This is a genomic window from Gemmobacter sp. 24YEA27, from assembly GCF_030052995.1.
In the GTDB taxonomy this organism is placed as follows: Bacteria; Pseudomonadota; Alphaproteobacteria; order Rhodobacterales; family Rhodobacteraceae; genus Pseudogemmobacter.
This window is the reverse complement of sequence record NZ_JASJPW010000001.1, coordinates 872,160-898,227: the sequence shown is the minus strand read 5'-3', so window position 1 is coordinate 898,227 and position 26,068 is coordinate 872,160. Positions and strand designations below refer to the sequence as shown.

The following is a 26,068-nucleotide window of genomic DNA, read 5'->3' as shown; positions in this document are numbered from 1 at the left end:
GATCAGACCGCCTCGCGCCGGGACCAGTCGGGGAAGGGATCGGGCAGATCGGCCCAGGTCGTCCCTGCCCGTTCTGTCCCGGCCTCCGGCATCAGCGCCGCATCAAGGCTTGCCCGGATCGCCGCCTCATCCATGCCCGCGCCGATAAAGACCAGCTCCTGCCGGCGATCCCCCCAGGGTTCGGCCCAATGCTGCATGACCTGATCCAGCCCCTCGGGATGGGTCGGCCAGCGATCACGCGGCACCGTCGCCCACCAGCGCCCCAGTGGTGTGACCCCTGAAATCGCGCCTGCAAGCGAGAATTCCACCGCCCAGTCCGGGCGCGAGGCGATCCAGAAATGCCCCTTCGCCCGGATCACCCCCGGCAGATCGCCATTGAACAGGTCATAGATCTTTTGCGGATGAAACGGCTGACGCGCGCGGTAAACGAATGAGGAAATGCCGTATTCTTCGGTCTCGGGCTGGTGATCCGCGAAGCCGTAAAGCTCCTTCGCCCACATCGGATGCAGATGGGCGCGGTCGAAATCAAAAAGCCCGGTATCGAAGATGTCCGAGGGCGAAACGCGCGAGAAATCGGTCTCGATCAGCCGCGCCCCGGGGTTCAGGGCACGGATGATTTTGCGGGCCTGATCAAGACGCACCGGCCCCGCCAGCCCGGCCTTGTTCAGGACAATCAAATCGGCAAATTCGATCTGGTCGGTCAGCAGGCTGACCAGATTGCGGGTGTCAGCCTCGCCAAGGCTCTCGCCCCGATCGGCGAGGAAATCATGGCTTGAGAAATCCGCCGTCAGATTGACCGCATCGACCACGGTGACCATCGTATCCAGCCGCGCCAGATCCGAAAGGCTAGCGCCGTCACTGTCGCGAAAGTCAAAGGTCGCGGCGACCGGCAGGGGTTCGGCAATTCCGGTTGATTCGATCAGCAGATAGTCGAACCTGCCTTCTTCGGCGAGGCGCCGGACTTCGCTCAGGAGATCATCGCGCAAGGTGCAGCAGATGCAGCCATTGGTCATCTCGACCAGCTTTTCCTCGGATCGCGACAGTTCGGCACCGCTGCGCACAAGGTCGGCGTCGATATTCACCTCGGACATATCATTGACGATGACGGCGACGCGGCGGCCCTCGCGATTGTTGAGGATATGGTTCAGGAGCGTGGTCTTACCGGCGCCGAGAAAGCCCGAAAGCACGGTCACAGGCAGGCGTCGATCTCCGGAGCGGGGCAGGTTCGGATGGGGGCTGGCGGGCATGGCGACCTCAATACGTTATGTTATTACATCTTATATCGAGTGAAACCAAAACCGCAACCGCCTGAAACACCGGAGCGCCGGGAAACTGGGCGACACCGGCTGATTCTGCCCCCTCAAAGGCGATGCTGACCGGGGGAGGGGAATATTCTTCTCCTCCCCGCGGGGCCGGCAAATGGCGCTCGCTTTAACCGGTGGCCTCTTCAGAATGGCCTGAAACGGCTTTCCCGGCCAGATTTGACCCATGCAAACGCCGCCCTGGCAGCCTGTGACAACCCGGAATGAGACCATTATGACCCTTCGCAAACTGACCACCACCCTGACTCTTGCTGGCCTGCTTGCCGGCGTCTCGCTGCCCGCTTTCGCCGAAACGCTGCGGATCGGCTGGCAGCAGATCGTCGAGCCCTCGCGCGTGCCCCAGGCCGACAAAACCTATGAAAGCGCCACCGGCGCCGATGTCGAATGGCATCTGTTCGGCGGCGGCGCCGATGTCATCGCAGCCGTTGCGGCGGGGTCCATCGACATTGGCTATGTCGGCTCGTCGCCGCTGACCGCAGCCGCCTCGCAGGATCTGCCGATCGAGACCATCTATATCGTCGGCAATATCGCCGAAGCCGAAGCGCTGGCCGTCAAGGGGGTCGAGAAACCGGAAGACCTCAAGGGCAAGAAGATCGCGACGCCTTTCGTGTCGACCGCGCATTATTCGCTGCTGACGGCGCTGAAACACTGGGGCATCCCGGCTTCAGAGGTGAACCTTCTGAACCTGCGCCCGCAGGAAATCGCGGCCGCCTGGGAGCGAGGCGATATTGACGGCGCCTATATCTGGGATCCGGTGCTGAACCAGATCAAGACCACCGGCGGCACGGTTCTGGCCGACAGCTCTGACGTGGCAGCATGGGGCGGCCCGACCTTTGACGCCTGGATCGTGCGCAAGGATTATGCCGAGGCGCATCCCGAAATCGTCACCGCTTTCGTCAAAGTGACCGGCGAGGCGACCGATGCCTATATCAAAGACCCCGCCGCCTGGGGGGCCGACAGTGACGCGGCGAAGAAGATCGCCGAGCTGACCGGCGCACCTGCGGCAGACGTGCCGGCGCTGTTGAAGGGCTATGTCTTTGCCGGGCTGAAAGACCAGACCTCAGATGCCTTCCTTGGCGGCGCCACTGCGGCAGCCATCAAAAACACTGCCGCCTTCCTGCAGGAACAGGGTTCGGCGACCGCCAAGGATGATTACAGCGCCTTTGTGAACAAAGGCTTTGCCGAGGCCGCGCTGAAGTAATCCGCCCGGGCGAAAAGCCCCGGATCCCGGCGCCTTTCCCGGCGCCGGGCTTTGCCGTTCTGAAAGTCGCATCATGTCTGTTCTCAGCCTGTCGCATATCTCCCTGACCTATCCCGGCACTGCCACCCCGGTGCTGAAAGACGTCACCCTGTCGTTGTCGCAGGGTGATTTCATCTCGGTCATCGGGCGGTCGGGATCGGGGAAGACCTCACTGATGAACCTGGCTGCCGGTTTTTTGCAGCCCAGTTCCGGTCAGGTCAGCATCGGCGGTGCCCCTGTCACCGGGCCGGGCCCGGACAGGGCGGTGGTGTTCCAGGATGACGCGCTGTTTCCCTGGCGCACCGTGGTCGAGAATGTCGCGCTGCCGCTGAAACTGGCCGGGGTGGCGCGGGACGAGCGCGAGGCCACCGCCCGGCGCTGGCTGGCGGCGGTGCATCTGGAAGGTCAGGAAGACAAACATATCTGGCAGCTTTCCGGCGGGCAGCGACAGCGGGTGGGGATTGCCCGCGCGCTGGCCTCGGGGCCGGATTTCCTGTTGATGGATGAACCCCTTGGCGCGCTTGACGCCATGACCCGCGACCGGATGCATGAGCTTTTGCTTCAGCTTTGGGATCAGAGCCATACCGGCGCGCTTCTGATCACGCATTCGGTCGAGGAGGCGCTGTTTCTGTCGACCTCGGTCGTGGTCCTTGCGCCGGATCCGGGCCGCATCAGCTTTCAGGAAAGCTATGACTATGGCCGCCGCTTCATCCGGGGCGAAGACCCGCGCGCCCTGAAATCCGAGCCCGGCTTTATCGCCGCCCGCGAACGCCTGCTGGCCGCGATCTATGAGAAAGAGCCCGCCTGATGACCGACAATACCGCAGATACCTCCGCCCTCAGCACGCCGCACACCAGGGGCGACCGGCCAAAGCTGCGCCTGCCCTGGGGGCTGCTGCTGGGCACGGCCACCATCGGCGGGCTGATCCTGATCTGGGCACTGACCTCCTGGGCGGGCTGGGCCTCGCCCGTGTTCCTGCCCTCGCCCGCAAAGGTCTGGGCGGCGCTGACCCGGGTGGCCTTTGACGGCTACGCCAATGCCACGCTGCTGGAGCATATGGGCGCGAGCCTCTGGCGGGTCTTTGCCGCGCTGTTCTTCACCATGCTGATCGGGGTGCCGGTCGGACTTTTGATCGCCACGTCCAAGATCGGGCGCGGCATCCTCGATCCGCTGGTCGAATTCATCCGCCCGCTGCCGCCGCTGGCCTATCTGCCGCTGATCATCATCTGGTGCGGCATTGGCGAAGGCTCGAAAATCCTCGTGATCGGCATCGCCATGCTGGCGCCCATCGTGATCTCGACCGTCTCGGGCGTCAAAGCCGCGGGCGAAAACCAGATCCGCGCCGCCCGCACCTTTGGTGCCACCCGTGCGCAACTGATCCGCGAGGTGATGTTGCCCGCGGCCCTTCCATCGATCTTTACCGGCATGCGTATCGCGCTCGGGGCGGGCTGGACGACGCTGGTCGCGTCTGAACTGGTCGCGGCAACACGGGGCCTTGGCTATATGATCCAGTCGGCGGCGCAGTTTCTGGTGACCGATATGGTGATCGCGGGGATCCTCGTGATCTCGGCTCTGGCCACGATCTCCGAGATCCTGCTGCGCTGGATGGAGCGGCGCTTCCTGCCCTGGATCGGCAAAAGCTGAGACAGCGAAGGAGCTCAGTCGAGCCAGGAAAGCCGCATCTCCAGGCGCGCTCTGGCCCGGCTGAGCGCCGGTTTCAGCCAGTCTGGCAGCCCCGGCCCCGCCCCGCTCAGCGCCAGCTGAGCGGAGACCAGCGCCTGCCGCTCGTCAGAGGCCAGCGAGGCGATCTGTTCGGGCAGGACCGCAACCCCCAGCCGCCCGAGCCGCGCCGCATCGCGCGACCAGATCTCATACCAGACAGGCGAGGCCAGCCGGAGCTCGCGCCCGGGCGGCAGGCTGATCTCCCCATCCCCCGCCCGCCGCGTGGTCAGCCGCAGCGCCAGATCCGCGAGGCTCCGCGCAAGGCCGGAGGGGGGAGACTGACCGGCATCTCTGGCCGGGCCGGCTGCGTAAGACATGGGGTCACCTGTGGTTTCAGGCGAAATAGTCTCGATTCCGGCAAGGCGCGGCAAGGGAAGGGGCCAGTCAGACTTTGCGCCCCGGCAGGGGAATTATTCTCTTCTCATGGGTCAAAGGAGAGGCATTTTCTGCGCCCCAGGACGATTCGCGCGGCGACCCGCCAGTTCAGCACAAAGCTTCGGCCAGAAGCTTCTGATAATAGGGCAAATGATGCGCCAGATCGCGTTTCATACGCGGATGCGTCAGGGCGAGAGCGTCAAATTTGGTGCGCGCTTCCCCGGCCTCGGTTGCGCTCAGCGGGCGGATCCCCTTTGAAGCGCTGACATCCCCATGCCAGCCGCCGACCTGATCCCAGTCCTTCGGCTTTTCATCCTGCCAGGTGAAGGCACGTTCGGAAAATGGCAGCCCGACCGCCTGCCAGAACCGCGCCATCGTGCCGCGACTGTCCTCGCGCACCGCCTCGGCCCGAAGCACAACCGGGTTCCGGCCTGCCGCCTTCAGCGCGCTGTAGTGACGCCATTGCGCCTCGAGCCCGACCTCGTCGAGGCTGACCTCCGGGTCGAGCCTGTAGTAAGAGGTGATCGAAGCCAGCGGGTCGCGGATCAGGAAGGCATTGACCAGATGCGGCGCAAAGGCCGCATCCGCCAGGATATGCGGCATCACATAATAAGACATGTCCTTGAAGAAAACCGGCCCTTCGCCGCCCGCGCCAGCAGATGGTCGCGGATCGCGGGATAGCTGACCGGGTGATCCGGACGGACATCGAAATGCGGCATCTGCCTTATCGCGCGATGGACATAGTAGTCATACATGAACGGCTCATGCGCGCAGTCGAGGTCCCCGCGCTCGCGCATCACCCGCTCCATCGCGGTCGACATCGACCGCGGATGTGACCACAAAGCGTAGATCCTGTTCATCTGACCCTCCTCTTGCCCTTTTGCGTCATGTCTTCCCGCCGGATTTCCCTCCGGATCTGCCGTCTGGCGCCCGCAACAGCTGGTCCGCGACCAGTGCGATGGCGGCGATGATGCCCCCGGGATCAGCCCCGCTCCGGCATCGGCCTTTGACAGGGCAACACAGACCTGCTGGCCCAGCTCGCGCGTGCCCACCAGCGCCGCGATCACCATCATCGACAGCGCCGCCATGATGGTCTGGTTCAGCCCAAGCTGCACCGAGCCCCGCCCAGATCATCTCTTCCCGGGTGAAATGCCGCATCACAGTTCCTCCCTGCCAGAGGCATCACGCCGCAGCACCGCCAGAACCGATTCGGACTCAAGTACCATTCCCCGCGTGCCGGCGACCGCGAACTTCCGCTGCCCGCTGGCAAGATCGGGCAAAAGCGCCTCTGACAAGGCTTCAGGCGCGACCTCGGGGCCGTCTGCGGCACCCGATATCCCGCCGGGGCTCATCAGATCGCGCACCCGTATCACCCGGCTCAACGCCACCTCGGCGGTGAAGCGCGCGACATAGTCATCAGCCGGGTGCAGCAGGATTTCAGCCGGTGGTCCGATCTGGATGATCTGCCCGCCCCGCATCAGCGCAATACGATCGGCAAGCCGGCAGGCCTCCATAATGTCATGCGTGATGAAGATGATGGTCTTTTTCAGCTGGGGCTGCAGCCGCAGGAATTCATCCTGCATCTGCCGCCGGATCAGGGGATCCAGCGCCGAAAACGGCTCATCAAGGAACCACAGTTCCGGGTCCGGCGCGAGGCTTCTCGCTACGCCTTGCAGTTTCAGCGGGAAGGCGACGTTTTCCAGTGCCGTCAGATGCGGCATCAGCCCAAAGCTCTGGAACACCATCCCCATCTTGCGCCGCCGGATTTCGGTCAGTTCACGCCCCGAGATGCGCGAGAGATCCCGTCCTTCGAATTCCAGCACCCCATGTCCGATATCCGGCAGCCGCGAGAGGCAGCGCACCAGCGTCGATTTCCGCGACCCGGAAACCCCATGATGACGAAAATCTCGCCCTTGCGGACATCGAATGTGGCATCCGCCACACCCGGAATATGCCCCTCCTGCCTGAGGCGCGCGACCAGCGCCTCTGGGTCGATCTGGCAGCCGGTGGTGTCAAAGTAGTGGCCGGGCCGTAGTCCGAATACCTTCCACAATCCCCGGGAGCTGAGCGTGATACTGTCTGATGCCACGGCGCTCATCACCGCCCCGGCCTCAGTTCAGCGCCTGATCAAGCCAGGGGCGCCAGATCGCCTCATGCGCGGCGACCCGTTCGGTTGTCACCAGATCCAGCGACTGGCCCTTTTCGTCGATCGCCAGCATCATTTTCTGCTGATCTTCGGTGGTGATCTCATAGGCGGCAGGCCATTTCGGCACAAAGCCCGACCAGACCACCTTGTTGACGTCGGGCGGCATGATGCAATGCTCATTGGACTGATCCTTGCAAGGCGGCATCCCGATCCAGCCGGTCTCGCCCTCGGCGAGGATGAAATGCGGTGCCCAGAACATCATGACCAGCGGTGTCTTCGCGGCTGCCGCTGCGCGGAGCTCGGCCAGCTGCGCCCCTTCCGACCCCGAAGGCGTCGCGGTCAATGGCAGGTTATTGTCCAGGATGATCGTCGCCGCGCGCGACCCCCAATCGGCCGGGTAATCCAGAAACCGCCCGTTCGGCAGCGTGTCAGGCATCGCGAGCAATGCCACGCATTCCGGATCATTCAGCGCTTCCCATGACGGCAAAGCCGGGCAAAGCTCCTCCATAAATTTCGGATAGAGCGAGCCCTCATTCGTGGCCAGGCCAAGACTGCCAATATCCTCGAATTTGCCCTCAGCGAGGACTTTCGGGTAAATATCCCCAACATTATTCAGCCAGATCCCGACCGAAGCCGCGACATCTCCGTCCGCAAGCCCCTGGAAATGCGGGTAGTTCCCGGCGGTCACATAGTCGACCTTATAGTCCGCCTTTTCCTGGACCTTGCCGGCGATCTGCGCGCCCGTCCATTCCAGCATGGCGAGCTTTATCGGCTCATCGACAGCGCCGGGGTCAGCCGCCAGCGCCGGCCCACCGGCCATGGCGGCCAATGCGAGAAGTGACACAGCGGCATTCATGCTCTTCTTTGTCATTGCAATCTCCCTGTCGGTTGTCTGGTGTGTTCTGCCCACCGGAAACGCTCACCAGAGCGCGCCGCCGGTGATCTTCACCTCCTCCATAGTGATGCCTTTGGCGGCATCGGTGATCAGAAAAGCCACAAGCTCCGCGACTTCGCCGGGCTGGATGATGCGGCCCTGCGGGTTTTCAGCGGCAATCTCTGCGCGGGCCTCTTCGACGCTCCGGCCCCGGCCCTCACGGGCCACGACCTGCGCCAGATCAGCGGCCATCATCGGGGTATCGACCCAGGTCGGGCTGACCATCACGCAGGTCACGCCATGCGAAGCCCCCTCCAGCGCGACACAGCGCGTCAGACCCAGAAGCCCGGCTTTCGAGGCGCAATAGGCCGGATTGTCCTTCCATCCCACCGTTGCGGCGGTGGACCCGATATTGACGATCCGCCCCCAGCCCCGCGCCTTCATTCCCGGCAGACAGGCCCGGATCATCCGGAAGGCACCGGTCAGATTGGTGTCGATGATGGCTCGCCAGAGCGCATCGCCATGCCCCTCGACCGGCTGCTCGGCGGTGATCCCGGCGGCGTTGATCAGCACATCCGCCGGGCCGAAACGCTCGGTCGTGCGCTCGCAAAACCCGGCAACCGAACCCGGATCGGTGAGGTCGAGCATATCGGCCCTGACCTCGCCGCCGCCGGCAATCGCCGCCCCGGTCAGTGCGCCAAAAGCATCCAGCCGCGCCCGGCTTTCCAGATCACGCGCGCCGACCACGACGCGGTAGCCGCGCGCCGCAAGATCCAGCGCCACGGCATGACCGATGCCGGAAAGGCCGCCGGTGACGATGGCAACCGCGCGCGGCACCGGGGGGCTCATGTCACTCCGCTCCGCAGCCGGAGATTGTCCGGGTCGAAAGGCGGACGATCAAGGATCCGCACCTTGCGGCGGGTGCCGAGAATCTCAACCTCCAGCCCATCCCGCGCATTCCGGTCGCGCAGATAGGCAAGCGCCAGAACCTTGCCGGTCCGATGCCCGGTCGCGGCCGAGGTCACGATGCCGACCGGGGCCGCGCCCTGCCAGAGAGAATGCGCGTAATAGGGCTCGCTTTCGCCGGGGTCGATTTCCAGGAGCACCATCTCCCACCGCGCAGGGTCGGCCATACGGGCCAGAAGCGCCTCGCGGCCAGGGAAATCGTGATCGGGTTTCACAAGGAACCCCATTCCGGTTTCGGCGGGTGTGCGTTCGGTGGTGAAATCGGCACCCCAGGCGGGATAGCCCTTTTCCAGCCGCATCGCATTCATCGCATAAGACCCGAAACAGCCGATCCCCTCGGGCTGGCCTGCGGCTTCCAGCGCGAGGAACAGCTCTGCCGCGCGGGCGGCGGGGACATGCAGCTCCCACCCCGCCTCACCGATATAGGAAAGCCGCAACGCGCGGACCGGGATCCCCGCGACCGTCATCTCACGCACCGACATCCAGGCGCCGAACGGGTCAGAGGTCAGCCGCCCGAGGATCGCGGGCGCCGCCGGGCCCATCAGACCGATCACCGCAAAATCGTCACTGACCCGGCTGATTTCCACATCAGATCCGGGTGCCCGGGCACGCAGAAGATCATCATCGCGCATCTCTGCCGCCGCAGCCGAAGTCAGATAGAAATGATCCTCCGCAAGACAGGCGACCGTGAATTCCGCCTCGGTGCCGCCCGCCGGGCTCAGCGCATAGGTCAGCCCCACCCGCCCGGTCTTCGGCGCCATATTGCAGCCAAGCGCATCGACAAAGGCGCGCGCCCCCGGCCCTCTCACCTCGAATTTCGAGAAGACCGACATATCGGCAAGGCCCGCGCCTTCCGTCACCATCCGGCATTCCTGCGCCACAGCATCGAACCAGTCGGGCCGCCCGAAGGTGAGCCGCGCGGGCGCGCCGAACCAGTTCGGGCGCTCCCATCCATAAGCCGCGCCCATCTGTGCGCCACGCGCCAGCATCAGGTTATAAAGCGGCGTCAGGCGTTTGCCGCGTGCGGCGGGGCGTTCCTCATGCGGGTAATGCACTCCGAACTGGAGGCCAAAACATTCAACCGCCTTTGCCACCCGATACTCGCGATCCGCCCATGGGCCAAAGCGACGGCTGTCGACTGCCAGCGCATCCATCGGCGGCGCGCCATGGGTCATCCAATGCGCAAGGAACCAGCCAGAGCCGCCGCCCTCCATCACTCCCATCGAAGACCCGGTCAGAAGCCAGGCGTTTTCAAGACCCCAGGCCGGCCCGATCAGCGGATTGGCATCGGGAGTAAAGGTGATCGGGCCATTGACCACCGATTTCACCCCGCCGGTTTCCAGCGCCGGGATCCGCGCCATCGCCGCCATCAGGATATGTTCGACCCGGTCCAGGTCCGGCTCCATCAGTTCGGCCCCGAATTCGGGCGGCACGCCGTCAACCGACCAGACCTGCGCCTCTTTCTCATAGGGGCCAAGGATCAGCGCATCACGCTCCTGGCGGACATACCAGCTTTCCTCGGGGTCGCGGATCATCGGCAGTTCCGGCAACCCCGCTTTGATCCGATCAGCCACCGCAGACACCGTATCGGTCACCAGATACTGGTGCAGCACCGGAACCGAGGGCACATTCGCCCCCATCATCCGCCCGATCTCGAACCCCCAGGTGCCGGCGGCATTGACGATATGCTGCGCCCGGATCAGCCCCTGCAACGTCTCGACCGCCCAGACGCCGTTTTCGCGCCGGATCCCCAGCACGGGATTGCGCCTGAGGATCACAGCGCCGCGTTCGCGGGCGACCTTCGCCATCGCATTGGTCGCAAGCGTCGGGTCGACATGGCCGTCATCGGGCTCATAAATCCCGCCGATGATCCCTTCGGTCCGCGCGAGCGGATGCAGCGCCGCCACCTCTTCGGGCGAGTGCAAGAGCCTGAGCTCATAGCCGGTGAATTTCGACAGGCCCGCAACATGGGCAAATTCCGCCATCCGCTCGGGGTTCGACGTGATCCGCATCGCGCCTGACGGGTGAAAGCCGCAATCTTCGCCGGTCTCGGCGGGCAGGATATCGCGGTAAAGCCTGACGCTGGTGGCGCGCAGCTCCTGGATGGTCGGGTTATGCGCGAAATGGGTGCAAAGCCCGGCCGCATGCCAGGTTGACCCATGGGTGAGGTCGTTTTTCTCGGTCAGGATCACATCGGTCCAGCCTGATTTCATCAGGTGATACATCAGCGAAACGCCCATGGCGCCGCCGCCGATGATCAGAACCTGTGCGTCGCGCGTCATGCCTTCATCCTCTCGCCCGAAGGGTCGAACGGCGGCCGGGTCAGCGCCAGTGCCGCATAGTGTTTCCCTGCGATTTCAATGGTAAACTGCCGCAGGGCCGTCGCCTGCGGGGTCTCGCCCGGCGCGATATCGATAAGGCCAAGCGCCAGGGTCTTACCTGTCCGCGCCCCCCGCGCGCCCGAGGTGGTCAGCCCGACCACCCGGCCCGAGTCCCGGATCGGTTCATCATGCAGGACCAGAGGGTGATCGGGCAGATCGAACAGCACGAGGCGGCGCCGCAGACCCGCCATGCGCTGCGCCTCCAGCGCCGCTTTGCCGATGAAGTCCTTCGACCAGTCGATGGTAAAACCGAGCCCCGCCTCAAGCGCCGAAATGTCCTGGCCCAGATCATGGCCCATATGGCGAAAGCCTTTTTCGATCCGACAGGCATCCAGCGCGTAATGGCCCAACGGCGCCGCCCCCGCCGCCCGCAGCGCCCGGAACACCGCCGGGGCGAAGGCGTTGGGGATGTAAAGCTCCCAGCCGAGTTCGCCGACAAAGCTGACCCGCTGCGCCAGGCAGGATTGGCCCGCGATCACCACCTCGCGCGCGGTTGAAAAGGCGAAATCCTGCCAGTCATCCGGCGACAGCCCGGCCAGCAGTGCCCGCGCCCCTGCCCCCATCACGCCGATAACAGATTCAGCTTCCGTCGCATCGGTGATCGTGACGTCAAAGCCAGCGGCACGGCGGCGGAGCCAGGCCATATCGCGCCAGCGCGTCGCCGCACCGGACACCAGGCGGAAGTGATCCGCAGCCCGGCGCACCGTCACATCACCCTCGATCCCGCCCTGCGCGTTCAGAAGCAGCGTATAGGTCGCGCGGCCAGGCGCCACATCCATATTGGCGGTGGTGATCTGTTGCAGGAAGCGCAGCGCATCGGGCCCGGCAATGTCGAATTTTCCGAAAGGCGTAAGGTCGAGCAGCACCACCCCCGCCGCCATCTGTGCCGCCTCGCGGACCGCAATCGGATACCAGGGCTGAGCGCCGGTCGACAGCGGCAGGGATTGTTCCGACGGGGTTTGCGCATACCACAGACCGCGCTCCCACCCGGCGGTAAGGCCGAAGACCGCACCCGCGTCCTGCCATTCATCATGCAGCGCCGATTTGCGCAAACCGCGCCCGGCTTTCGGCTGTTTGAACGGCCAATGCAGCGCAAAAGCATCGGCCACGGCTTCTTGCATCCGGGTCTCGACATGCGCGGCCGCGGCCGCCAGCGGATCGGCGCGGGCGATATCGGTCTCCCAGAGATCCATCGGCGCATGGCCGGCCAGCATCCAGTCGGCCAGCACCCGCCCCACCCCGGCCGATGACATCACGCCCACCGAGTTCATCCCCGCCGCAACGTAAAGCCCGTCAACCATGGGCGCCTCACCCAGAAGCATCCTGGTGTCGGTGGTGAAACTTTCGGGGCCGTTCATGAAATGCTGGATGCCGACATCGGCAAGGCCCGGGATCAGCGCAAGGGCCGCCTCCATAAAGGGAGTAAACTGCTCCCAGTCCTCGGGCAGTTCCAGAAACGGCCGGTCGCCCGAAGGGCCGAACGCATCCCAGCATTTGGCATCGGGTTCGAACCCACCGATCACCAGCTTGCCGGCATCGCCCTTGATATAGATGCCGCGATCAAGGTCGCGCAGCACCGGAAAAGGATGCGGCATCAAGGGCATGGCTTCGGTCACGACATACATATGCTCAACCGCCTGCAAGGGCAGCGCGACGCCCAGCGGATCGGCCAGCCGCTTTGACCAGGCCCCGGCGCAAAGCGCGACCTGATCGGCCTCTATCACCTCGCCATCTGCCAGCAACACGCCGGTCACGCGGCTGCCTTCGGTCAGGATCCGGTCAACCCTCGCGCCCTCGCGGATCTGCGCGCCCTGGGCCTTTGCCAGCCGCGCATAGGCCATGCACAGATCGACCGGGTTCACATTGGCGTCTTCCTCGACCGCCATCGCGCCGATCACGCCGGTCAGATCGAGCCCCGGCACATTAACGTCTTCAGGCCCGGTAAGTGTCGGGTGCAGCCCGAAATGCCGGCCAAGCGCCGCAATCCGGTGCAATTCATCCATCCGCGCCGGATCGCGCGCCAGCCAATAGCCGCCGGTGCGACGATAGCCGGTTGAAAGCCCGCTTTCTGCCTCAAGCTTTGGAAAAAGCTCGCCCGCATACATCGCGAGCCGTGTCGCATTGGGGGTCGCGCGCAACGGCCCGACAATCCCGGCCGCATGCCAGCTGGTGCCCGAGGTCAGGCTGCCACGCTCCAGCAGCGTGACCGAAGCGGCAGCGGTCTTTGTCAGATGATATGCGAGGCTGAGCCCCACCGCACCGCCGCCGATAATCACGATCTTCCGCATTCCAGGCGCCCCGTCTCTTCTGGCAAAATCAGACAGAGGCAGCGGCATTCGCGCAAGGATGGACAGGCATCATTAGGGATACTAATTCTTAGCAGAACAACAACCCGGTTAAGATCATGCGCGAACGCGGCAAAGACGAACCTGATATCAACCTGTTCCGCGCCATCGAGGTTTTCATGGCGGTGGCCGAGATGCGGCAGGTGACGGCGGCGGCCTCGGCCCTGCGGATCACACAATCGGCCGCCTCGCAGCATCTGAAGAACCTGGAGCTGATCTTTGGCATGGCACTGTTCGACCGGTCGACCCGGCCGATTGCCCTGACCTATGCCGGCGAAACGCTGCAGCGGCATGGCTTTCGGCTCCTGAACCAGATCGACGATCTGAAGCGCGACATGCAGCATCTGGGCGCCTCTTCGCTGCCGGCGCTCAGGGTCGGATTGCTGGCCTCGACCGCGACCACACTGACGCCGGGGCTTTATGATCTGGTCAATAATGCGATGAAAGTGCCCGAGCTGATCCTGTCGGCAGGCCTCGCTACCGACCATTTCGCGGCACTGAATGACCGGCGGATCGACATGGCGGTCACCTCTGAACGGCTGCAGGACGGGCCGGGATTCAGCTTTATCCCGATCCTGGATGAGCCGTTTTATCTTATTCTGCCAGATAGTTACACAGGACCCGCTGACGACATTCACGCCATTTCCCGCAAGCTTTCCCTCGCACGTTTTGGCACAACCACCCCGGTCGGGCGCCGCACCGACCAGCATCTGCAACGCTGCCGCCTTGATCTGCCCCGCGCGATCGAGGCCGACCGTACCGCGATGGTGATGGCAGGCGTCATCACCGGCAAATGTTTCGCGATCCTGTCACCGACGCTTCTGATCGACGGCGTCGCCGAAGGGATGCGTCTCAGGATCGAGCCGCTGCCCTTCGCGCCGCTCAAGCGCACCATCCGCCTGGTGTCGCGTCGTGATGATCTTGGCACCATCCCGCTGCGCATCGCGCTGGAAAGCCAGAAGATCCTGAAACGTGCCTTCGATCGTCATTTCCCCGCAATCTCCGGCCAGGTGAGGTACCACGAGATCGCTAATCCGTCTCATTAGGATTACCGATAGTATAAGTTTAACCTTTGCAGAGCTTCGCGCCCCGCTATCGTCTGCCCGGCAACATGCCGATGGAGACCGGGATGCAGGAGAGGCGGGGCCGCAGTGCCCGGATGCAGGAGAGAAGCGCGAGGAACAAGGTCTCGTCGCCCTATGTGCTGCGCCGCATCGGCATTGTCAGTCTGATCGACGACGAATCCGTCGCCATCATCGAAAGGAATGCAGACCGCATCCTCGACGAGATCGGCATGGAATTCCGCGGCGATGCCGAGGTGCTGGAGATCTTCCGCAAGGCCGGTGCGCGGGTCGATGGCGAAAGGGTGCGCTTTGATCCCGGCTGGTGCCGCGACAAGATCAAAACCGCGCCCAAGGTCTTTACCCAACATGCCCGCAACCCGGGTCGGTCCGTCCAGATCGGCGGCGAGGCGCAGCTTTTCGCGCCCAGTTTCGGCCCGCCTTTCGTGCATGACATGGAAAAGGGGCGCCGCTATGCCACGATCCACGACTTCCGTGAGATAACCAAGCTGCATTACAGCCTGAACGCCGTGAACCATTCCGGCGGAGTGGTGGTCGAACCGGTCGATCTGCCGGTTCCTGTGCGCCATCTTCATATGGCCCATACCCATCTGACCCATTCTGACAAACCCTTCATGGGGGCCGTCACCGCGCCCGAACGCGCCCGTGACACGATTGAAATGGCAAAGCTCGCCATGGGGGCAGAGTTCGTCGACGCGAATTGCGTGCTTTATTCCGTGGTCAATACCAATGCGCCGCTGGTGCTGGATGAGACCATGCTCTGGGCGCTGAAGGAATATGCCAGGGCCGGGCAGGCCACGGTCGTTTCGCCCTTCGTGCTGGGGGCGCGATGTCGCCGGTGACGGTCGCGGCAACTTTGGCGCAGGTCCTGGCCGAAGTGATGGCGAGTGTGGCGCTGATCCAGTTGATCCGGCCCGGTGCGCCTTCGGTTTTTGGCACGTTTTTCTCACCGCTGAGCCTGCGCACCGGTGCCCCCACCTTTGGCACGCCCGAAGGCACCCAGTTCCAGATGTGCGCGAAGACGCTGGCGGATCGCCTTGGCCTGCCCTTCCATTCGGTCGGCGCGCTGACCGCGTCGAAAGTGCCCGATGCCCAGGCCGGATATGAGTCACAGGCCCAGCTGATGGGCGCCGTGATGGCGGGCGTGAATTTCATTATCCATGCCACGGGCTGCCTCGAAGGCTTGCTCACCACCGGTTACGAGAAGATCGTGATGGATGCCGACCGCTGCGCCGCCATGGCGCGTTTCACGCAAGGCATTGATTTTTCAGAAGCCGCCCAGGCGATGGAGGCCTTTCACGAAATCGGCCCCGGCGGCCATTTCCTCGGCGCCGCCCATACCCGCGAGAACTTTGAATCCGCCTTCTGGCTGGGCGAGATGTCGGACAACGGCACTTACGAGCAATGGACGGCGGAAGGCGGGCTCTGGCAGCAGGACCGCGCATCGGACCGCGTCAGACAAATCCTGCGCGATTACGAGGCGCCCGCGATGGACGAAAGCATCCGCGAAGCGCTCGACGATTTCGTCGCGCGCCGCACATATGAGATCACCGGAGAGATGGCATGACGCTTCACACCAGCTGGAACCTCGAGGAAACCGCCGTCCGCCGCGACCGCTATTATTCGGCCGCTTTGCGCAAATTCGTCCCCTTCCGCGAGCCGATGGTGTTTCGCCGGGGCGAGATGCAATATCTCTGGGACGAGGCGGGCCGCCGCTACACCGACCTTCTGGGGATGAATGTCTGCATCTCGGTCGGCCATTCGCATCCCGAAGTGGTCAAAGCCGCGATGGATCAGGCGGCAGAGCTGACCCATTGCACCACGATGTTCTATCATCCGGTGCCCGCGCATTTCGCCGAGGAACTGGCGGCAACCATGCCGAAAGGCCCCAGAGGCGATATCGAATGGGTGGTGCATTTCACCAATTCCGGGTCCGAGGCCATCGACCTCGCGATGGCGATGGCGCGGGGATATACCGGCAATCTCGATCTGATCGCGCTGCGCACTGCCTATCACGGCCCGACCTCTGCCGCGCAATCGGTGACCGGGATCGCGGGCTGGCGGCATCCGGGGATGCCCGGCAATGTCGCTTTTGTCGCCGAGCCGAACCAGTATCGCGGCATCTTCGGCGAGAATGCCGGCGCCGCCCCCTATCTTGATGAGATCGAGCGGGTGATCGAAAGCGCAACCTCCGGCCAGGTCGCCGGGATGCTGGTCGAAAGCGTCCAGGGCTATGGCGGCATCATCGAAATGCCGCCGGGCTATATGTCTGGCGCGGCCGAACGCATCCGTGCGGCGGGCGGGCTTTACATCGCGGATGAGGTGCAATCGGGCTTTGGCCGCACCGGCGATCATTTCTGGGGCTTCGAGGCCGACGGCGTCATCCCCGATATCGTCGTCATGGCCAAGGGCATCTCGAATGGCTTCCCGCTGGGCGCGGTGGTGGTGCGGCGTGAGATCGCCGAGCCGATGGCGGAACGCTTCATGTTCCACACCTATGGGTCAAACCCGACCTCCTGCGCCGCCGGGCGCGCGGTGCTGGAAATCCTGAAACGCGACCGGATGCAGGAGAATGCGAAAGAGGTCGGCGCCGCGCTGCTCTCGCGCCTGCGCGAACTGCGGCAGAAATATCCGGTTATCGGCGATGTGCGCGGTCGCGGCCTGATGCTGGCGATCGAAATGGTCTCGGACAGGGCGAAAAAGACCCCAGATGCCGAAACCACCGGCGCGGTGTTCGAAGCCTGCCGCGAAGCCGGGCTGATCCTGTCGAAATCGGGGCCGCACCGGTCGACTTTGCGGATGGTACCGCCTTTGTGCCTGACACTGAAAGATGTCGATCAGGTCGCCGAGGGGCTGGACCGCGCCTTTGACCGCGCCAGACGCGGCTGACCATCAACTCGGGAAATTTTCTCTGTCACAGGGCCAGATCCCGGGTCGAACAGAACAGATATGCCCAAAAACCGTGTATCCGGATAACAAACCTTCTGTCCGGCTCCAGGCTTTGGAATGTCCCTTGACCACCTGCGATGCGATAAAGCGCTGCAGGGAATGACGGAAACGCGCAGCCACTCCCATACCCAGACAGGACAATAGCAATGCTGACCGCCTCCCGCCTTTTTGCCGCTCTGATCACCTCTGCGAGCCTCGCGCCCGGCCTTGCCCTGGCCGAGAAACTGGTGATCCCGGATCCGAATTACGCCTCGGGCCGCGCCACCGCCTTCGCGGTCAAAGGCATCATCGAAGAGGCGCTCGGGCTAGAGGTCGAAACCGTGCCGGTCGCCTCGGTCCCGGTGGTATGGGAGGCAATGTCGCGCGGCACCGGCGAGGTCGATATCTGGACCGAGACCTGGCTGCCGAACCAGAGCGCGCCCAAAACCAAATATGCCGATGAGGAAAAGCTGGTCACCGTCGGCGAGAAATCTTTCCCCGCCGTGCAGGGCTATTGCGTGCCGAAAGCCGCCGCCGAAAAGCACAATATCCGTTCGGTTTTCGACCTCGCGAATCCCGAGATTGCCGCGCTGTTCGATTCAGACGGCAATGGCAAAGGCGAGGTCTGGATCGGCCCGCAGGGCTGGCTGTCGACCAATATCGAGACCATCCGTGCCCGCGATTACGGCTTTGCCGAGTTTTTCGAGCTGCAATCGACCGATGAGGCCATTGCCACGGCGGGCCTCGATGCGGCGGTGAAAGCCGACCGCGCCTGGCTGGGCTATTGCTACGGCCCGCACCAGAATTTCGCGATTTATGATCTGGTCCTGCTGCAGGAACCGGCGCATGACCCGGCGAATTTCGTGATCGTGCAACCCGACCAGGACCCGGACTGGCAGGCGAAATCCCATGTTGCTTCGGCCTATCCCGAGACCACGGTGCACATCTCCTGGTCGGCCAATCTGGCGACGCGCGACCCGGCTTTGGTGACGCTGCTGCAAAACATCCAGCTCAGCGCCGATGATGTGAACAAATGGTCGCTGGAGATCATCAACGGCAAAGACCCGAATGAGGTCGTGAAACCCTGGATCGAGGCCAATGCGGCGCAAATCGCCGCCTGGACCGCGCAATAATCCATCACCCATTGCGCCTTCGGGGCCGGAGCGGTCTTGCCTCTCCGGCTTTCCGCTTTTCCGCCGCCCCCGCGGCCAGTCAGACGGAACAGAACAGTGAGCGACCCCGTAATCGAACTGCGCTCGGTCTGGAAAGTCTTCGGCCATGACGCCCGGGCGGCGCTGGCCGGGGCAAAATCCGGCAAAAGCAAAGCCGAACTGATGGCCGCTTCTGATGCGGTGATCGGCGTGCGCGACGCCGGGTTTTCCGTCTCGCGGGGCGAGGTCTTTTGCGTCATGGGCTTGTCGGGCTCGGGAAAATCGACCCTTGTGCGGCTGATCAACCGGCTGATCGAGCCGACCGAGGGCGAGATCCTTCTCGAAGGCGAGGATATCACCCGTGCCAGCCCAGCGCGCCTGCGCGAGCTGCGATCGTCCCGAATTGGCATGGTATTTCAAAGCTTTGGCCTTTTGCCGCATCGCACGGTGCGCGAAAACGTCGCCCTGCCGCTGGAGATCCAGGGCGCCACACCGCGTCAGCGCTTTGATCAGGCCGAGATCGCGCTGGCAAAGGTTGGGCTGGCCGGCTGGGGAGACAGCCTGCCGACCGCACTTTCCGGCGGCATGCAGCAGCGCGTCGGCCTTGCCCGTGCCCTGGCCGCCGACCCTCCGATCCTTTTGATGGACGAACCCTTTTCCGCGCTTGACCCGCTGATCCGCCGCCAGTTGCAGGAGCAGTTCCGCAATCTCGCCCGGGAAATGGGCAAGACGGTGATCTTCATCACCCATGACCTTGACGAAGCCATCGCCATCGGATCGCGGATCGCCATCATGAAAGATGGCGAGATCCAGCAGATCGGCCAGCCGGAAGAGATCGTGACCCGCCCGGCCACCGATTTCATCGCGGAGTTCACCCGCCATGTCTCGCCCTTGCAGGTCTTGCGCGCGGGCACGGTCATGGAGCCACTGTCCACAATGCCGGAAGGTCTGACAGAGGATCCGGCGCGGGTCGATCAGAACACGGCGCTTGCCGCGCTGACGTCGCATTTCGCCACCAGTGACACTCCGGTTCTGGTCTGCCGCGACGGCATTCCGGTCGGCCTTGTTCATCAAAAGACGCTGCTCGCCGCGATCAGCACTCAAGGGGAGGCCGCGCAATGACCCGACCGGATCCGCTTGTCGCCGAATTCGTACAGCGCGGCGCCGCGTTTTACAGCCGCGCATTCGCGCTGCTGGATGAAGAGGCCCGGCCGCGCCCGCGTTTCAACCCAATGGCGGCCCTGTTCGGCGCGTCCTGGCTTGGGGCAAGGTCGCTCTGGGCCGCTTTCTGGCCGGCGTTTTTTGCCACTGTCGCCAGTGTGGTCCTGCTGGCCATTGCAGTTCTCGGGGACCCCGGCGCTGATGCCCGCGCCAGGGCCGACCGGCTCGAGGCACAATCCGCAAACCGCCTTGCCGCTGCCGAAACTGCCATTGCCAGTGGCGACCCGCTGGGCGAGGGCATGAAACGCTCGGCCGAAGGCATCGCTAAGGCCGCCACAAACGCCCGGGCCGAGGCCGAAGCGGCGCAATCGCAATCCTTTGGCTACGGCCTTGCGGGCGGGCTCGGGCTGATCGCCGTGCATCTGGCGACCGGATTTCTGGGAACCATCCTGCTGAACCGGCGCTTCCGGCGCTGGCGGGCTGACCGCCGGCTCGGGCATGGGCTGCCACCAAAACGCGCCGTTTTCGCGGCCAGCCTGACCCTTGCCAGCGCAGCGCTTTCGGCCTGGCGGTTCGCCTTTACCGACCCTCCCGCCTGGCTGACCGGTTTCCCTTCCTCCCCCGAGATCTACAACGCCTGCGCGCGCTGGCTGGACCGCGGCTTCAGATCTGCTGCCGACGGGCTGGGCGGCCTGTTTCGCGCCATCGCATCGGGTATCAACGCCATCCTCGCATTGCTGGAACTGGCGCTCGTGGCCACGCCCTGGCCCGTTGTGATGGCCGGCGTTATCCTGATCGCCTGGCAGGTGTCCGGCCGCCGCGTCGCGATCTTTTCCGCCGCAGCCCTGGCCTATCTCGCGCTGTTCGGCTTTTGGGAAAAGAGCATGGCAACGGTCGCCCTTTTGGGAACCGCCGCGTTCCTCTGCGTCTTCTTCGGCCTGCCTTTGGGCATCTGGGCGGGTCGGGACCGCCGTGTCCTGACCCTGATGCGGCCGGTGCTCGACCTGATGCAAACCATGCCGGCCTTCGTCTATCTTATTCCGGTCATTGCATTTTTTGGGATCGGAAAGCCCCCGGCATTATCGCCACGCTGATTTTCGGGATGCCGCCGGTGATCCGCCTGACGGCACTGGGGATCGCATCGGTGCCCGAAAGCATCCGCGAGGCCGCCCAGGCCTTTGGCGCCTCCCGCCGGTTCATGCTTTTTCAGGTCGACCTGCCCATCGCGCGCCCCTCAATCATGGCCGGCGTGAACCAGACGCTGCTGATGTGCCTCTCGATGGTGGTGATCGCGTCGCTGATCGGGGCGCGCGGCCTTGGCGAAGATGTCCTTTCCGCATTGCAATATGCGGCGGTCGGAAAAGGCGTCCTCGCCGGCCTCGCGATTCTGGCCTGTGCCATGGTGATCGACCGTATCGTCCAGGGCCGTAGCAAATGAGGGCGCAGCCGTCAGGAAGTACCGGCCCCGCCTCTGGCCCAGGTCATTTGTGAATAGCCCCATGTTTCATTCAGGCCTTCTTTACCGACCCTGAGACAAGGAGGCCAAGATGGGCATGGGCGATTTCACTGACGCGTGCAGGCGCGATGCGGACGCGCAGATCACCGGGCGGCACTATCCGGTCGGCGCAGGCTCGCGAAGGCGGCGCCGAGAGGCACCGAGAAGGATGCCGGGATCCGGCGCCTCTGGAGATGCGCCTTCAATCGGTGTCGAATTCTGGCCGGTCCGGGGAACAGACATCACCTGCACCCGGAGCCAGGAAGGCATTGCCTGTCTCGCGCCTCGCCACGGTCTCCCGGACCAATAGCGTCCCCAGGGCCCAATCATCGCCCCCTGTTTCCGGCGCGTGATTCGGCTGGTCGCAGTAAACCAGATGTCGTTTTGCAGGCCCTGCCCATGGCTGTCTGGCGGCGCGAGCCGAAGAACAAGCTGCTGTTTTACTCCGGCCAGCGCAGCCAGTCACCAGTATAGACCGGGCAGCGTTGTCTCACGCGCCCATAATCCCGATCATTCCATGGGCCGCAGTGGCAACTGCCTCGACAACACTGTCTCGGGGCCCTTTCAACCTGCTCTGGCGCGAACGGATCACGCGCAAACCTCTCCGGACCAGAGAATACGCCAGACAGGACGTGTTCGACTGAGGCGGAATGCTCTGCAACCCGAGGCGCAAACATGCGAGGTACCGGACGCTGTCGCCCGCCGGGTCCGAATGGCCACAAAAGAGGAGACGCGAAGGCGTCCTGGAAACCTGGGGCATCTGCCTGTCAACCGGACGGTGTTTGTTCACGCAGGCCCCATTGCCCTAACTGTCCTGTCTCGCGATCTCGGTGATCAGCACATCATTGACCATCTCACCAAGCACCGTCCTCGCTTGTTCCAGCAGGGCTTTGCGGAGGACAATAAGATTTGAGGAATCCGTGAAAGACCCCCGGAATCCCCCGGAATTCGCGTGATCGAACATGACCTGAAGAAAGGCGTCCTGCAGTTTTGGCTCGCGGGCAAAGACCATGTCAGACTGCCCTGCAACAATCTCCAGGCTCAGCGAGGCGGCGATCAGAGACACGATCCGCCCGCCCTCCATCACCGGCACGATGAACTGATTGTTGAGCCGCACAAACTCCACTTTCGCAGGATCAGTAGTTTCGCTCGCCTTGCGATCAGAACCTTCCTGAGCCAGATCCCCCGCCGGTGCCACGCGCAGGAAGTAGCCGGCACCACCGCCGAGCGCGAGCCCGATCAGGGAAAGAAGCAATGGGACAAGCAGCTTTTTCATGTTCAGAACGACAGCAGAATATCGGTGATCTGCTGCCCATAGCGGGGCTGCTGAACATCTGTGATCTGTCCTCTGCCGCCATAAGAGATCCGCGCTCCCGCGATCTTGTCATAGGTGATCTCGTTCTGGCGCGAGATATCGGTCGGCCGCACATAGCCCGTGACGATAAGTTCGCGAAGTTCGTTATTCACCCTTACCTCCTGTTGCCCCTCGATACGCAGAACGCCATTTGCCAGTTGTTCGACCACCGTGGCTGCGATGCGGAGGGTCAGCTTCTCCGACCTCGACACGTCACCACTGCCAGAAAATGTCGATGAAGAGCTGGTATCGACCGCGTTCCCCATCGTCGCACCGGCGGGAAGTTTTTCGTTGATCCGCTGCGGGATTCCGAAAAGCTGCGGGATCCCCATTTTTTGCGCGCCGGTGCGCGACCGCCCGGTCGAATTCGAGATCTCGGCGCTGTCGTCGATTTCGATCACGACCGTCAGGATATCACCCCGCATTGCAGCACGCCTGTCGCCCAGGAGAGATTCCGAACTGGCGTTCCAAAGAGAGGAATCATAGGCCACGCCGGAAGGGGTTGTCGTCCGGGGCATTGGCGTCGAATAGATCGCGTGATGCTGGTAGCTGCCCTCCAGCGGGCTGAATTCAGGGGCTTTGCCGACCTGAGAAAGGTCGCCGCACCCCAGCAGAGCGAGGGGCGACAAAAGAATGAATGGGTATTTCACGGAAATCCTCCGACCAGGATCTGACCATCGGCACCGATGCGGCCCGAAACGGTGGTTTTTGACGCCAGGTTCATGACGCGGATCATCTCCCCTGCCCCTCCACGGGCAAGCGCGCGGCCTTCGGCTCTGATCACAAGCCCGCCTGCCCGGTATTCCAGCGCAACGATTGCGTTGCGCTCGATCAGGGCAGGAGGACCGATATCGCCTCCCCTGACAGGCCTGCCGGCATAAATGGCAACGCGGGTCTCCTGGCCGATGGCCTCGGCAGGCAGTGTGAGGGCGCCACTGATACTGGTCGCAACCTGCATCAGATCGCCTGGTGCAATGATGGTCTGCGCCGGCAGATTTCGGGCCGCGACAAGGCTTTCGGCGCGGGCTGCACCAGCCTGGATCAGGATGGGCAGGATAAGTAGTGCAAGGCCCCGCCGCATCAGCGCAACTGCGTCGTTGCGCCGAGCATCTGGTCGGCGGCGGTGATGACTTTCGCATTCAGCTCATAGCCGCGCTGTGCCTTGATCAGATCGGTAATCTCGCGCACCGCATCGACGGAGCTTTCCTCGAGATAGCCCTGGCGCAGCGTACCGAGACCTTCGGTTCCGGGCTCGTTCACAATCGGCGGGCCGGAGGCGGCGGTTTCAAGAAAGAGGTTCGAGCCGATGGCCTCCAGCCCCTTTTCATTGGTGAAATCGGTCAGCGTGAACTGGCCCAGAAGCTCGGGTTGAACACGGTCGCTGAAATAGGCCCAGACCTCTCCGGCCGCATTGATCGCAACCGAGCGCGTTTCGGGCGGGATGGTGATCCCCGGGACCACCGGATAGCCGTCCGAGGTCACGATCAGCCCATCCGCCGAGCGCTTCAGCGCGCCATCCCTGGTATAGCCCGAGACGCCCGAGGGCAGCTCAACCTCGAGATAGCCATTGCCGTCGATGGCAACATCGAGGTCGCCATTGGTCTGCGAAAGCGAACCTTGCTGCAAAACGACGGAAACCGACGAAGGCCGCACGCCGAGACCGATCTGAACCCCGGTCGGCAGCATGGTGCCATCACTGGCCGAGACCGTGCCGGGTCTGCTATATTGCTGATAATGCAGATCCGCAAAATCGGCGCGCCGCGCGTTGTAGCCGGTGGTCGACATATTCGCGAGGTTGTTCGAGACCACATCGACCTTCATCTGCTGGGCCGACATGCCGGTCGCGGCGATATGGAGTGCTTTCATCGTCTCACCTATTGACCAAGGGTCTGGATGACGTTGCGGGCGCGGCTGTCCTCGGCTTCGAGGAATTTCTGCCCCATCTCATAGATGCGCTGCACCTCAATCATGCGGGCGATTTCCGCGACCGGGTTCACGTTGCTCTCTTCGAGAAAGCCCTGCATGATCTTGCCGGTAGCGACCGGCTCCACCACGCCGCCGTCAAACAGCGTGCCGGCGCGGTGGCGCAGCGCCAGCGGATCGCCGGGCTGCCAGAGCCCGATCTGCCCCACCGCCTCGCCATTCGCGGAGATGGTGCCGTCTTCCCCCACCGCGATCGCAGCACCGGGCGGCACGAAAACCGGGGCGCCGCCGGCATCCAGCAGCTGATAGCCTTCGGGGTGACCAGCTCGCCATCGACCGAAGGCGTAAAGCTGCCGGCGCGGGTCAGGCGTTCCCCTTCGGGCGTCATGACAAGGAAAAAGCCATCGCCCTGGATCGCGAGATCAAAAGCACCGCCGGTCATGGTCACACCCGCCTGGGTAAGATCGGCGATCCGCGCATTGCCATGGCTGAGCGAAAGCGACGCTTCCCGGTCCAGCCGCGCAACATGTTCGGCAAAGACGAGGCCTTCGCGCCGGAAGCCGTTGGTCGAGATATTGGCAACGTTATTCGCCACGATCTGCATTTCCCGCATCAGCCCGGATTGCCGGCTGAGCGCGACGTAACCTGCGGAATCCATGGTCAGCCTCCTTCGATCAGCGGGATGATGACGTCCCCGTAAAGCGCGGTCATCGAACTGGTCATGAAGCCCATCGAGATCCAGAACGCTGCCAGCATCGCCGCCAGTTTGGGGACAAAAGTCAGCGTCATCTCCTGCACCGAGGTCAGCGCCTGGAAGAGGCCGATCACCACGCCCGTCACCAGCGCCACGACAAGGATCGGGGCGGATATCTTCACCGCCACCCAAAGCGCCTGGCGCAGCACATCGAAAAAGGCGGCCTCGGTCATACCGGCATCCTCAGAATTTCCTGATAGGCCTCGACCACCTTGTCGCGCACCGTCGCCACCGTCTCGACGGCAAGCTGCGACGAGGACAGCGCTTCGACCAGCGCATGCGGGCTGGCCTTCCCGGCCATCGCGTCGCGGGCCGTGATTTCGTGACGCATCAAGGTATCGGTGAACTCGCCCGCAACCGAAGCAAAGCTCAGACCGCTGCCGGAGCCAGGCGCTGCGGCCGTTCTGGCCTGCGCGTAATGTGCTGCGGCAAAAGAAGTGTTTACATCCATTCTGGTGTCTCCTAGCGGCGCAGAACTTCAAACAGGCTCTGCATCATCTGCCTTGCCTGATCGAAGAGTCTGACATTTGCGTCGTAACTGCGCTGCGCCTCGCGGGCGTCAGCGATCTCGATCATCAGATCCACATTGGACCCGTTGTAATATCCGGCCTCATTGGCCATCGGATGGCCGGGGCTGTAAATCTCGGGGAGTTCGCGCGGATCGAGGCGGACCTTTCCGGCCCGAACTGTCCCGCTTTCGACCACCTGGTCAAAGCTGATCACCTTGCGGCGATAGCCTGGCGTATCGGCATTCGCGATATTCTCGGACACATGGCGCAACCGGTTGGCCTGGGCCTCCATCCCCGAGGCGGAGGCGGCGAGTGACGTGGTCAGATCATTCATCCTGTC

Annotated in this window: 27 protein-coding genes and 1 pseudogene; 11 read left to right on the top strand and 17 right to left on the bottom strand. The window is 63.6% G+C overall.

The annotated features are described in order from the left end of the window. Positions 1-2 precede the first annotated feature (2 nt). Positions 3-1,247 (bottom strand): GTP-binding protein, encoded by a 1,245-nt coding sequence (locus QNO18_RS04435; RefSeq protein ID WP_283176706.1) that lies wholly within the window; start codon positions 1,245-1,247, stop codon positions 3-5. Between the two features lie 289 nt (positions 1,248-1,536). On the opposite strand from QNO18_RS04435, the gene tauA reads away from it, so the two are divergent. The 3 genes from tauA (at position 1,537) to QNO18_RS04420 (ending at position 4,206) form a co-directional block, all read left to right on the top strand. Beyond that, a complete protein-coding gene (gene tauA, locus QNO18_RS04430; protein WP_283176705.1) occupies positions 1,537-2,523 on the top strand; it encodes a taurine ABC transporter substrate-binding protein in 987 nt (328 codons plus the stop codon). Positions 2,524-2,596: 73 nt separating this feature from the next. After that, positions 2,597-3,370 carry an ATP-binding cassette domain-containing protein gene (locus tag QNO18_RS04425; protein ID WP_198835697.1) on the top strand — a complete coding sequence of 258 codons (774 nt, stop codon included), beginning with the start codon at positions 2,597-2,599 and terminating at the stop codon, positions 3,368-3,370. Continuing rightward, positions 3,370-4,206: an ABC transporter permease subunit gene (locus QNO18_RS04420; protein ID WP_283176704.1), complete on the top strand. Its 837-nt coding sequence runs from the start codon at positions 3,370-3,372 to the stop codon at positions 4,204-4,206. The genes QNO18_RS04425 and QNO18_RS04420 overlap by 1 nt, the downstream gene beginning before the upstream one ends. Positions 4,207-4,220: 14 nt before the next feature. Here the strand turns inward: QNO18_RS04420 and QNO18_RS04415 are convergent, their stop codons facing one another. From QNO18_RS04415 to QNO18_RS04380, 8 genes are all read right to left on the bottom strand, one after another. Beyond that, positions 4,221-4,601 carry a hypothetical protein gene (locus QNO18_RS04415; protein WP_283176703.1) on the bottom strand — a complete coding sequence of 127 codons (381 nt, stop codon included), beginning with the start codon at positions 4,599-4,601 and terminating at the stop codon, positions 4,221-4,223. Positions 4,602-4,767: 166 nt separating this feature from the next. Next, on the bottom strand, positions 4,768-5,277 hold the full coding sequence (locus tag QNO18_RS04410) for a hypothetical protein (RefSeq protein WP_283176702.1): 510 nt from the start codon (positions 5,275-5,277) through the stop codon (positions 4,768-4,770). Continuing rightward, positions 5,262-5,774: a hypothetical protein gene (locus QNO18_RS04405; protein ID WP_283176701.1), complete on the bottom strand. Its 513-nt coding sequence runs from the start codon at positions 5,772-5,774 to the stop codon at positions 5,262-5,264. Before QNO18_RS04405 ends, QNO18_RS04410 begins: the two co-directional genes overlap by 16 nt. 42 nt (positions 5,775-5,816) lie before the next feature. Further along, the gene (locus QNO18_RS04400) at positions 5,817-6,521 is read right to left on the bottom strand and encodes an ABC transporter ATP-binding protein (protein ID WP_349293835.1); all 705 of its coding nucleotides are present in this window, start codon (positions 6,519-6,521) and stop codon (positions 5,817-5,819) included. Between the two features lie 249 nt (positions 6,522-6,770). Next, positions 6,771-7,676 (bottom strand): glycine betaine ABC transporter substrate-binding protein, encoded by a 906-nt coding sequence (locus QNO18_RS04395; RefSeq protein ID WP_283176700.1) that lies wholly within the window; start codon positions 7,674-7,676, stop codon positions 6,771-6,773. Between the two features lie 48 nt (positions 7,677-7,724). Next, positions 7,725-8,528, bottom strand: a complete 804-nt coding sequence (locus QNO18_RS04390; protein WP_283176699.1) for an SDR family NAD(P)-dependent oxidoreductase — start codon at positions 8,526-8,528, stop codon at positions 7,725-7,727. Next, the gene (locus QNO18_RS04385) at positions 8,525-10,927 is read right to left on the bottom strand and encodes an FAD-dependent oxidoreductase (protein WP_283176698.1); all 2,403 of its coding nucleotides are present in this window, start codon (positions 10,925-10,927) and stop codon (positions 8,525-8,527) included. Before QNO18_RS04385 ends, QNO18_RS04390 begins: the two co-directional genes overlap by 4 nt. Then, on the bottom strand, positions 10,924-13,314 hold the full coding sequence (locus QNO18_RS04380) for an FAD-dependent oxidoreductase (RefSeq protein WP_283176697.1): 2,391 nt from the start codon (positions 13,312-13,314) through the stop codon (positions 10,924-10,926). Before QNO18_RS04380 ends, QNO18_RS04385 begins: the two co-directional genes overlap by 4 nt. A gap of 116 nt (positions 13,315-13,430) precedes the next feature. Here QNO18_RS04380 and QNO18_RS04375 point away from each other — a divergent pair, with 116 nt between their 5' ends. From QNO18_RS04375 to QNO18_RS04345, 8 genes are all read left to right on the top strand, one after another. Next, a complete protein-coding gene (locus tag QNO18_RS04375) occupies positions 13,431-14,417 on the top strand; it encodes a LysR family transcriptional regulator (RefSeq protein ID WP_283176696.1) in 987 nt (328 codons plus the stop codon). 113 nt (positions 14,418-14,530) lie between these two features. Further along, the gene (locus QNO18_RS25600) at positions 14,531-15,295 is read left to right on the top strand and encodes a trimethylamine methyltransferase family protein (protein WP_349293834.1); all 765 of its coding nucleotides are present in this window, start codon (positions 14,531-14,533) and stop codon (positions 15,293-15,295) included. Then, positions 15,283-16,020: a trimethylamine methyltransferase family protein gene (locus QNO18_RS25595; protein WP_349293833.1), complete on the top strand. Its 738-nt coding sequence runs from the start codon at positions 15,283-15,285 to the stop codon at positions 16,018-16,020. The genes QNO18_RS25600 and QNO18_RS25595 overlap by 13 nt, the downstream gene beginning before the upstream one ends. Next, positions 16,017-17,342, top strand: a complete 1,326-nt coding sequence (locus QNO18_RS04365; protein ID WP_283176695.1) for an aspartate aminotransferase family protein — start codon at positions 16,017-16,019, stop codon at positions 17,340-17,342. Before QNO18_RS25595 ends, QNO18_RS04365 begins: the two co-directional genes overlap by 4 nt. Before the next feature lie 206 nt (positions 17,343-17,548). Further along, a complete protein-coding gene (locus tag QNO18_RS04360; RefSeq protein WP_283176694.1) occupies positions 17,549-18,514 on the top strand; it encodes a glycine betaine ABC transporter substrate-binding protein in 966 nt (321 codons plus the stop codon). Positions 18,515-18,610: 96 nt separating this feature from the next. Next, positions 18,611-19,654, top strand: a complete 1,044-nt coding sequence (locus QNO18_RS04355) for a betaine/proline/choline family ABC transporter ATP-binding protein (RefSeq protein ID WP_283176693.1) — start codon at positions 18,611-18,613, stop codon at positions 19,652-19,654. Continuing rightward, positions 19,651-20,787, top strand: coding sequence for a proline/glycine betaine ABC transporter permease (locus tag QNO18_RS04350; RefSeq protein WP_283176692.1), 1,137 nt, complete (start codon positions 19,651-19,653; stop codon positions 20,785-20,787). Before QNO18_RS04355 ends, QNO18_RS04350 begins: the two co-directional genes overlap by 4 nt. A gap of 17 nt (positions 20,788-20,804) precedes the next feature. After that, positions 20,805-21,131, top strand: a complete 327-nt coding sequence (locus QNO18_RS04345) for an ABC transporter permease subunit (protein ID WP_283176691.1) — start codon at positions 20,805-20,807, stop codon at positions 21,129-21,131. An 862-nt stretch (positions 21,132-21,993) separates the two neighbouring features. Here the strand turns inward: QNO18_RS04345 and QNO18_RS04340 are convergent. The 8 genes and pseudogenes from QNO18_RS04340 to flgC form a co-directional block, all read right to left on the bottom strand. Next, positions 21,994-22,464, bottom strand: coding sequence for a flagellar basal body-associated FliL family protein (locus tag QNO18_RS04340; protein WP_283176690.1), 471 nt, complete (start codon positions 22,462-22,464; stop codon positions 21,994-21,996). Between the two features lie 2 nt (positions 22,465-22,466). Further along, positions 22,467-23,192, bottom strand: a complete 726-nt coding sequence (gene flgH, locus QNO18_RS04335) for a flagellar basal body L-ring protein FlgH (RefSeq protein WP_283176689.1) — start codon at positions 23,190-23,192, stop codon at positions 22,467-22,469. After that, the gene (gene flgA / locus QNO18_RS04330; RefSeq protein ID WP_283176688.1) at positions 23,189-23,623 is read right to left on the bottom strand and encodes a flagellar basal body P-ring formation chaperone FlgA; all 435 of its coding nucleotides are present in this window, start codon (positions 23,621-23,623) and stop codon (positions 23,189-23,191) included. Before flgA ends, flgH begins: the two co-directional genes overlap by 4 nt. Then, a complete protein-coding gene (gene flgG, locus QNO18_RS04325) occupies positions 23,623-24,408 on the bottom strand; it encodes a flagellar basal-body rod protein FlgG (protein ID WP_283176687.1) in 786 nt (261 codons plus the stop codon). The genes flgA and flgG overlap by 1 nt, the downstream gene beginning before the upstream one ends. Before the next feature lie 8 nt (positions 24,409-24,416). After that, positions 24,417-25,123 (bottom strand): annotated as a pseudogene (locus tag QNO18_RS04320) (flagellar hook-basal body complex protein). Between the two features lie 2 nt (positions 25,124-25,125). Beyond that, positions 25,126-25,392 (bottom strand): flagellar biosynthetic protein FliQ, encoded by a 267-nt coding sequence (locus tag QNO18_RS04315; RefSeq protein ID WP_198835679.1) that lies wholly within the window; start codon positions 25,390-25,392, stop codon positions 25,126-25,128. Continuing rightward, complete coding sequence (fliE, locus tag QNO18_RS04310) at positions 25,389-25,670, bottom strand: flagellar hook-basal body complex protein FliE (protein WP_198835678.1); 282 nt, start codon at positions 25,668-25,670, stop codon at positions 25,389-25,391. Before fliE ends, QNO18_RS04315 begins: the two co-directional genes overlap by 4 nt. Positions 25,671-25,681: 11 nt before the next feature. Further along, positions 25,682-26,062: a flagellar basal body rod protein FlgC gene (flgC, locus tag QNO18_RS04305; protein WP_249496090.1), complete on the bottom strand. Its 381-nt coding sequence runs from the start codon at positions 26,060-26,062 to the stop codon at positions 25,682-25,684. Between the last annotated feature and the right edge of the window lie 6 nt (positions 26,063-26,068).

Coding starts and splice junctions, on each gene's coding strand:
- QNO18_RS04435 (WP_283176706.1), bottom strand. CDS start 1,247: ATGCCCGCCAGCCCCCATCCGAACCTGCCCCGCTCCGGAGATCGACGC.
- tauA (WP_283176705.1), top strand. CDS start 1,537: ATGACCCTTCGCAAACTGACCACCACCCTGACTCTTGCTGGCCTGCTT.
- QNO18_RS04425 (WP_198835697.1), top strand. CDS start 2,597: ATGTCTGTTCTCAGCCTGTCGCATATCTCCCTGACCTATCCCGGCACT.
- QNO18_RS04420 (WP_283176704.1), top strand. CDS start 3,370: ATGACCGACAATACCGCAGATACCTCCGCCCTCAGCACGCCGCACACC.
- QNO18_RS04415 (WP_283176703.1), bottom strand. CDS start 4,601: ATGTCTTACGCAGCCGGCCCGGCCAGAGATGCCGGTCAGTCTCCCCCC.
- QNO18_RS04410 (WP_283176702.1), bottom strand. CDS start 5,277: ATGTCTTATTATGTGATGCCGCATATCCTGGCGGATGCGGCCTTTGCG.
- QNO18_RS04395 (WP_283176700.1), bottom strand. CDS start 7,676: ATGACAAAGAAGAGCATGAATGCCGCTGTGTCACTTCTCGCATTGGCC.
- QNO18_RS04390 (WP_283176699.1), bottom strand. CDS start 8,528: ATGAGCCCCCCGGTGCCGCGCGCGGTTGCCATCGTCACCGGCGGCCTT.
- QNO18_RS04385 (WP_283176698.1), bottom strand. CDS start 10,927: ATGACGCGCGACGCACAGGTTCTGATCATCGGCGGCGGCGCCATGGGC.
- QNO18_RS04380 (WP_283176697.1), bottom strand. CDS start 13,314: ATGCGGAAGATCGTGATTATCGGCGGCGGTGCGGTGGGGCTCAGCCTC.
- QNO18_RS04375 (WP_283176696.1), top strand. CDS start 13,431: ATGCGCGAACGCGGCAAAGACGAACCTGATATCAACCTGTTCCGCGCC.
- QNO18_RS25600 (WP_349293834.1), top strand. CDS start 14,531: ATGCAGGAGAGAAGCGCGAGGAACAAGGTCTCGTCGCCCTATGTGCTG.
- QNO18_RS25595 (WP_349293833.1), top strand. CDS start 15,283: ATGTCGCCGGTGACGGTCGCGGCAACTTTGGCGCAGGTCCTGGCCGAA.
- QNO18_RS04365 (WP_283176695.1), top strand. CDS start 16,017: ATGACGCTTCACACCAGCTGGAACCTCGAGGAAACCGCCGTCCGCCGC.
- QNO18_RS04360 (WP_283176694.1), top strand. CDS start 17,549: ATGCTGACCGCCTCCCGCCTTTTTGCCGCTCTGATCACCTCTGCGAGC.
- QNO18_RS04350 (WP_283176692.1), top strand. CDS start 19,651: ATGACCCGACCGGATCCGCTTGTCGCCGAATTCGTACAGCGCGGCGCC.
- QNO18_RS04340 (WP_283176690.1), bottom strand. CDS start 22,464: ATGAAAAAGCTGCTTGTCCCATTGCTTCTTTCCCTGATCGGGCTCGCG.
- flgA (WP_283176688.1), bottom strand. CDS start 23,623: ATGCGGCGGGGCCTTGCACTACTTATCCTGCCCATCCTGATCCAGGCT.
- flgG (WP_283176687.1), bottom strand. CDS start 24,408: ATGAAAGCACTCCATATCGCCGCGACCGGCATGTCGGCCCAGCAGATG.
- QNO18_RS04315 (WP_198835679.1), bottom strand. CDS start 25,392: ATGACCGAGGCCGCCTTTTTCGATGTGCTGCGCCAGGCGCTTTGGGTG.
- fliE (WP_198835678.1), bottom strand. CDS start 25,670: ATGGATGTAAACACTTCTTTTGCCGCAGCACATTACGCGCAGGCCAGA.
- flgC (WP_249496090.1), bottom strand. CDS start 26,062: ATGAATGATCTGACCACGTCACTCGCCGCCTCCGCCTCGGGGATGGAG.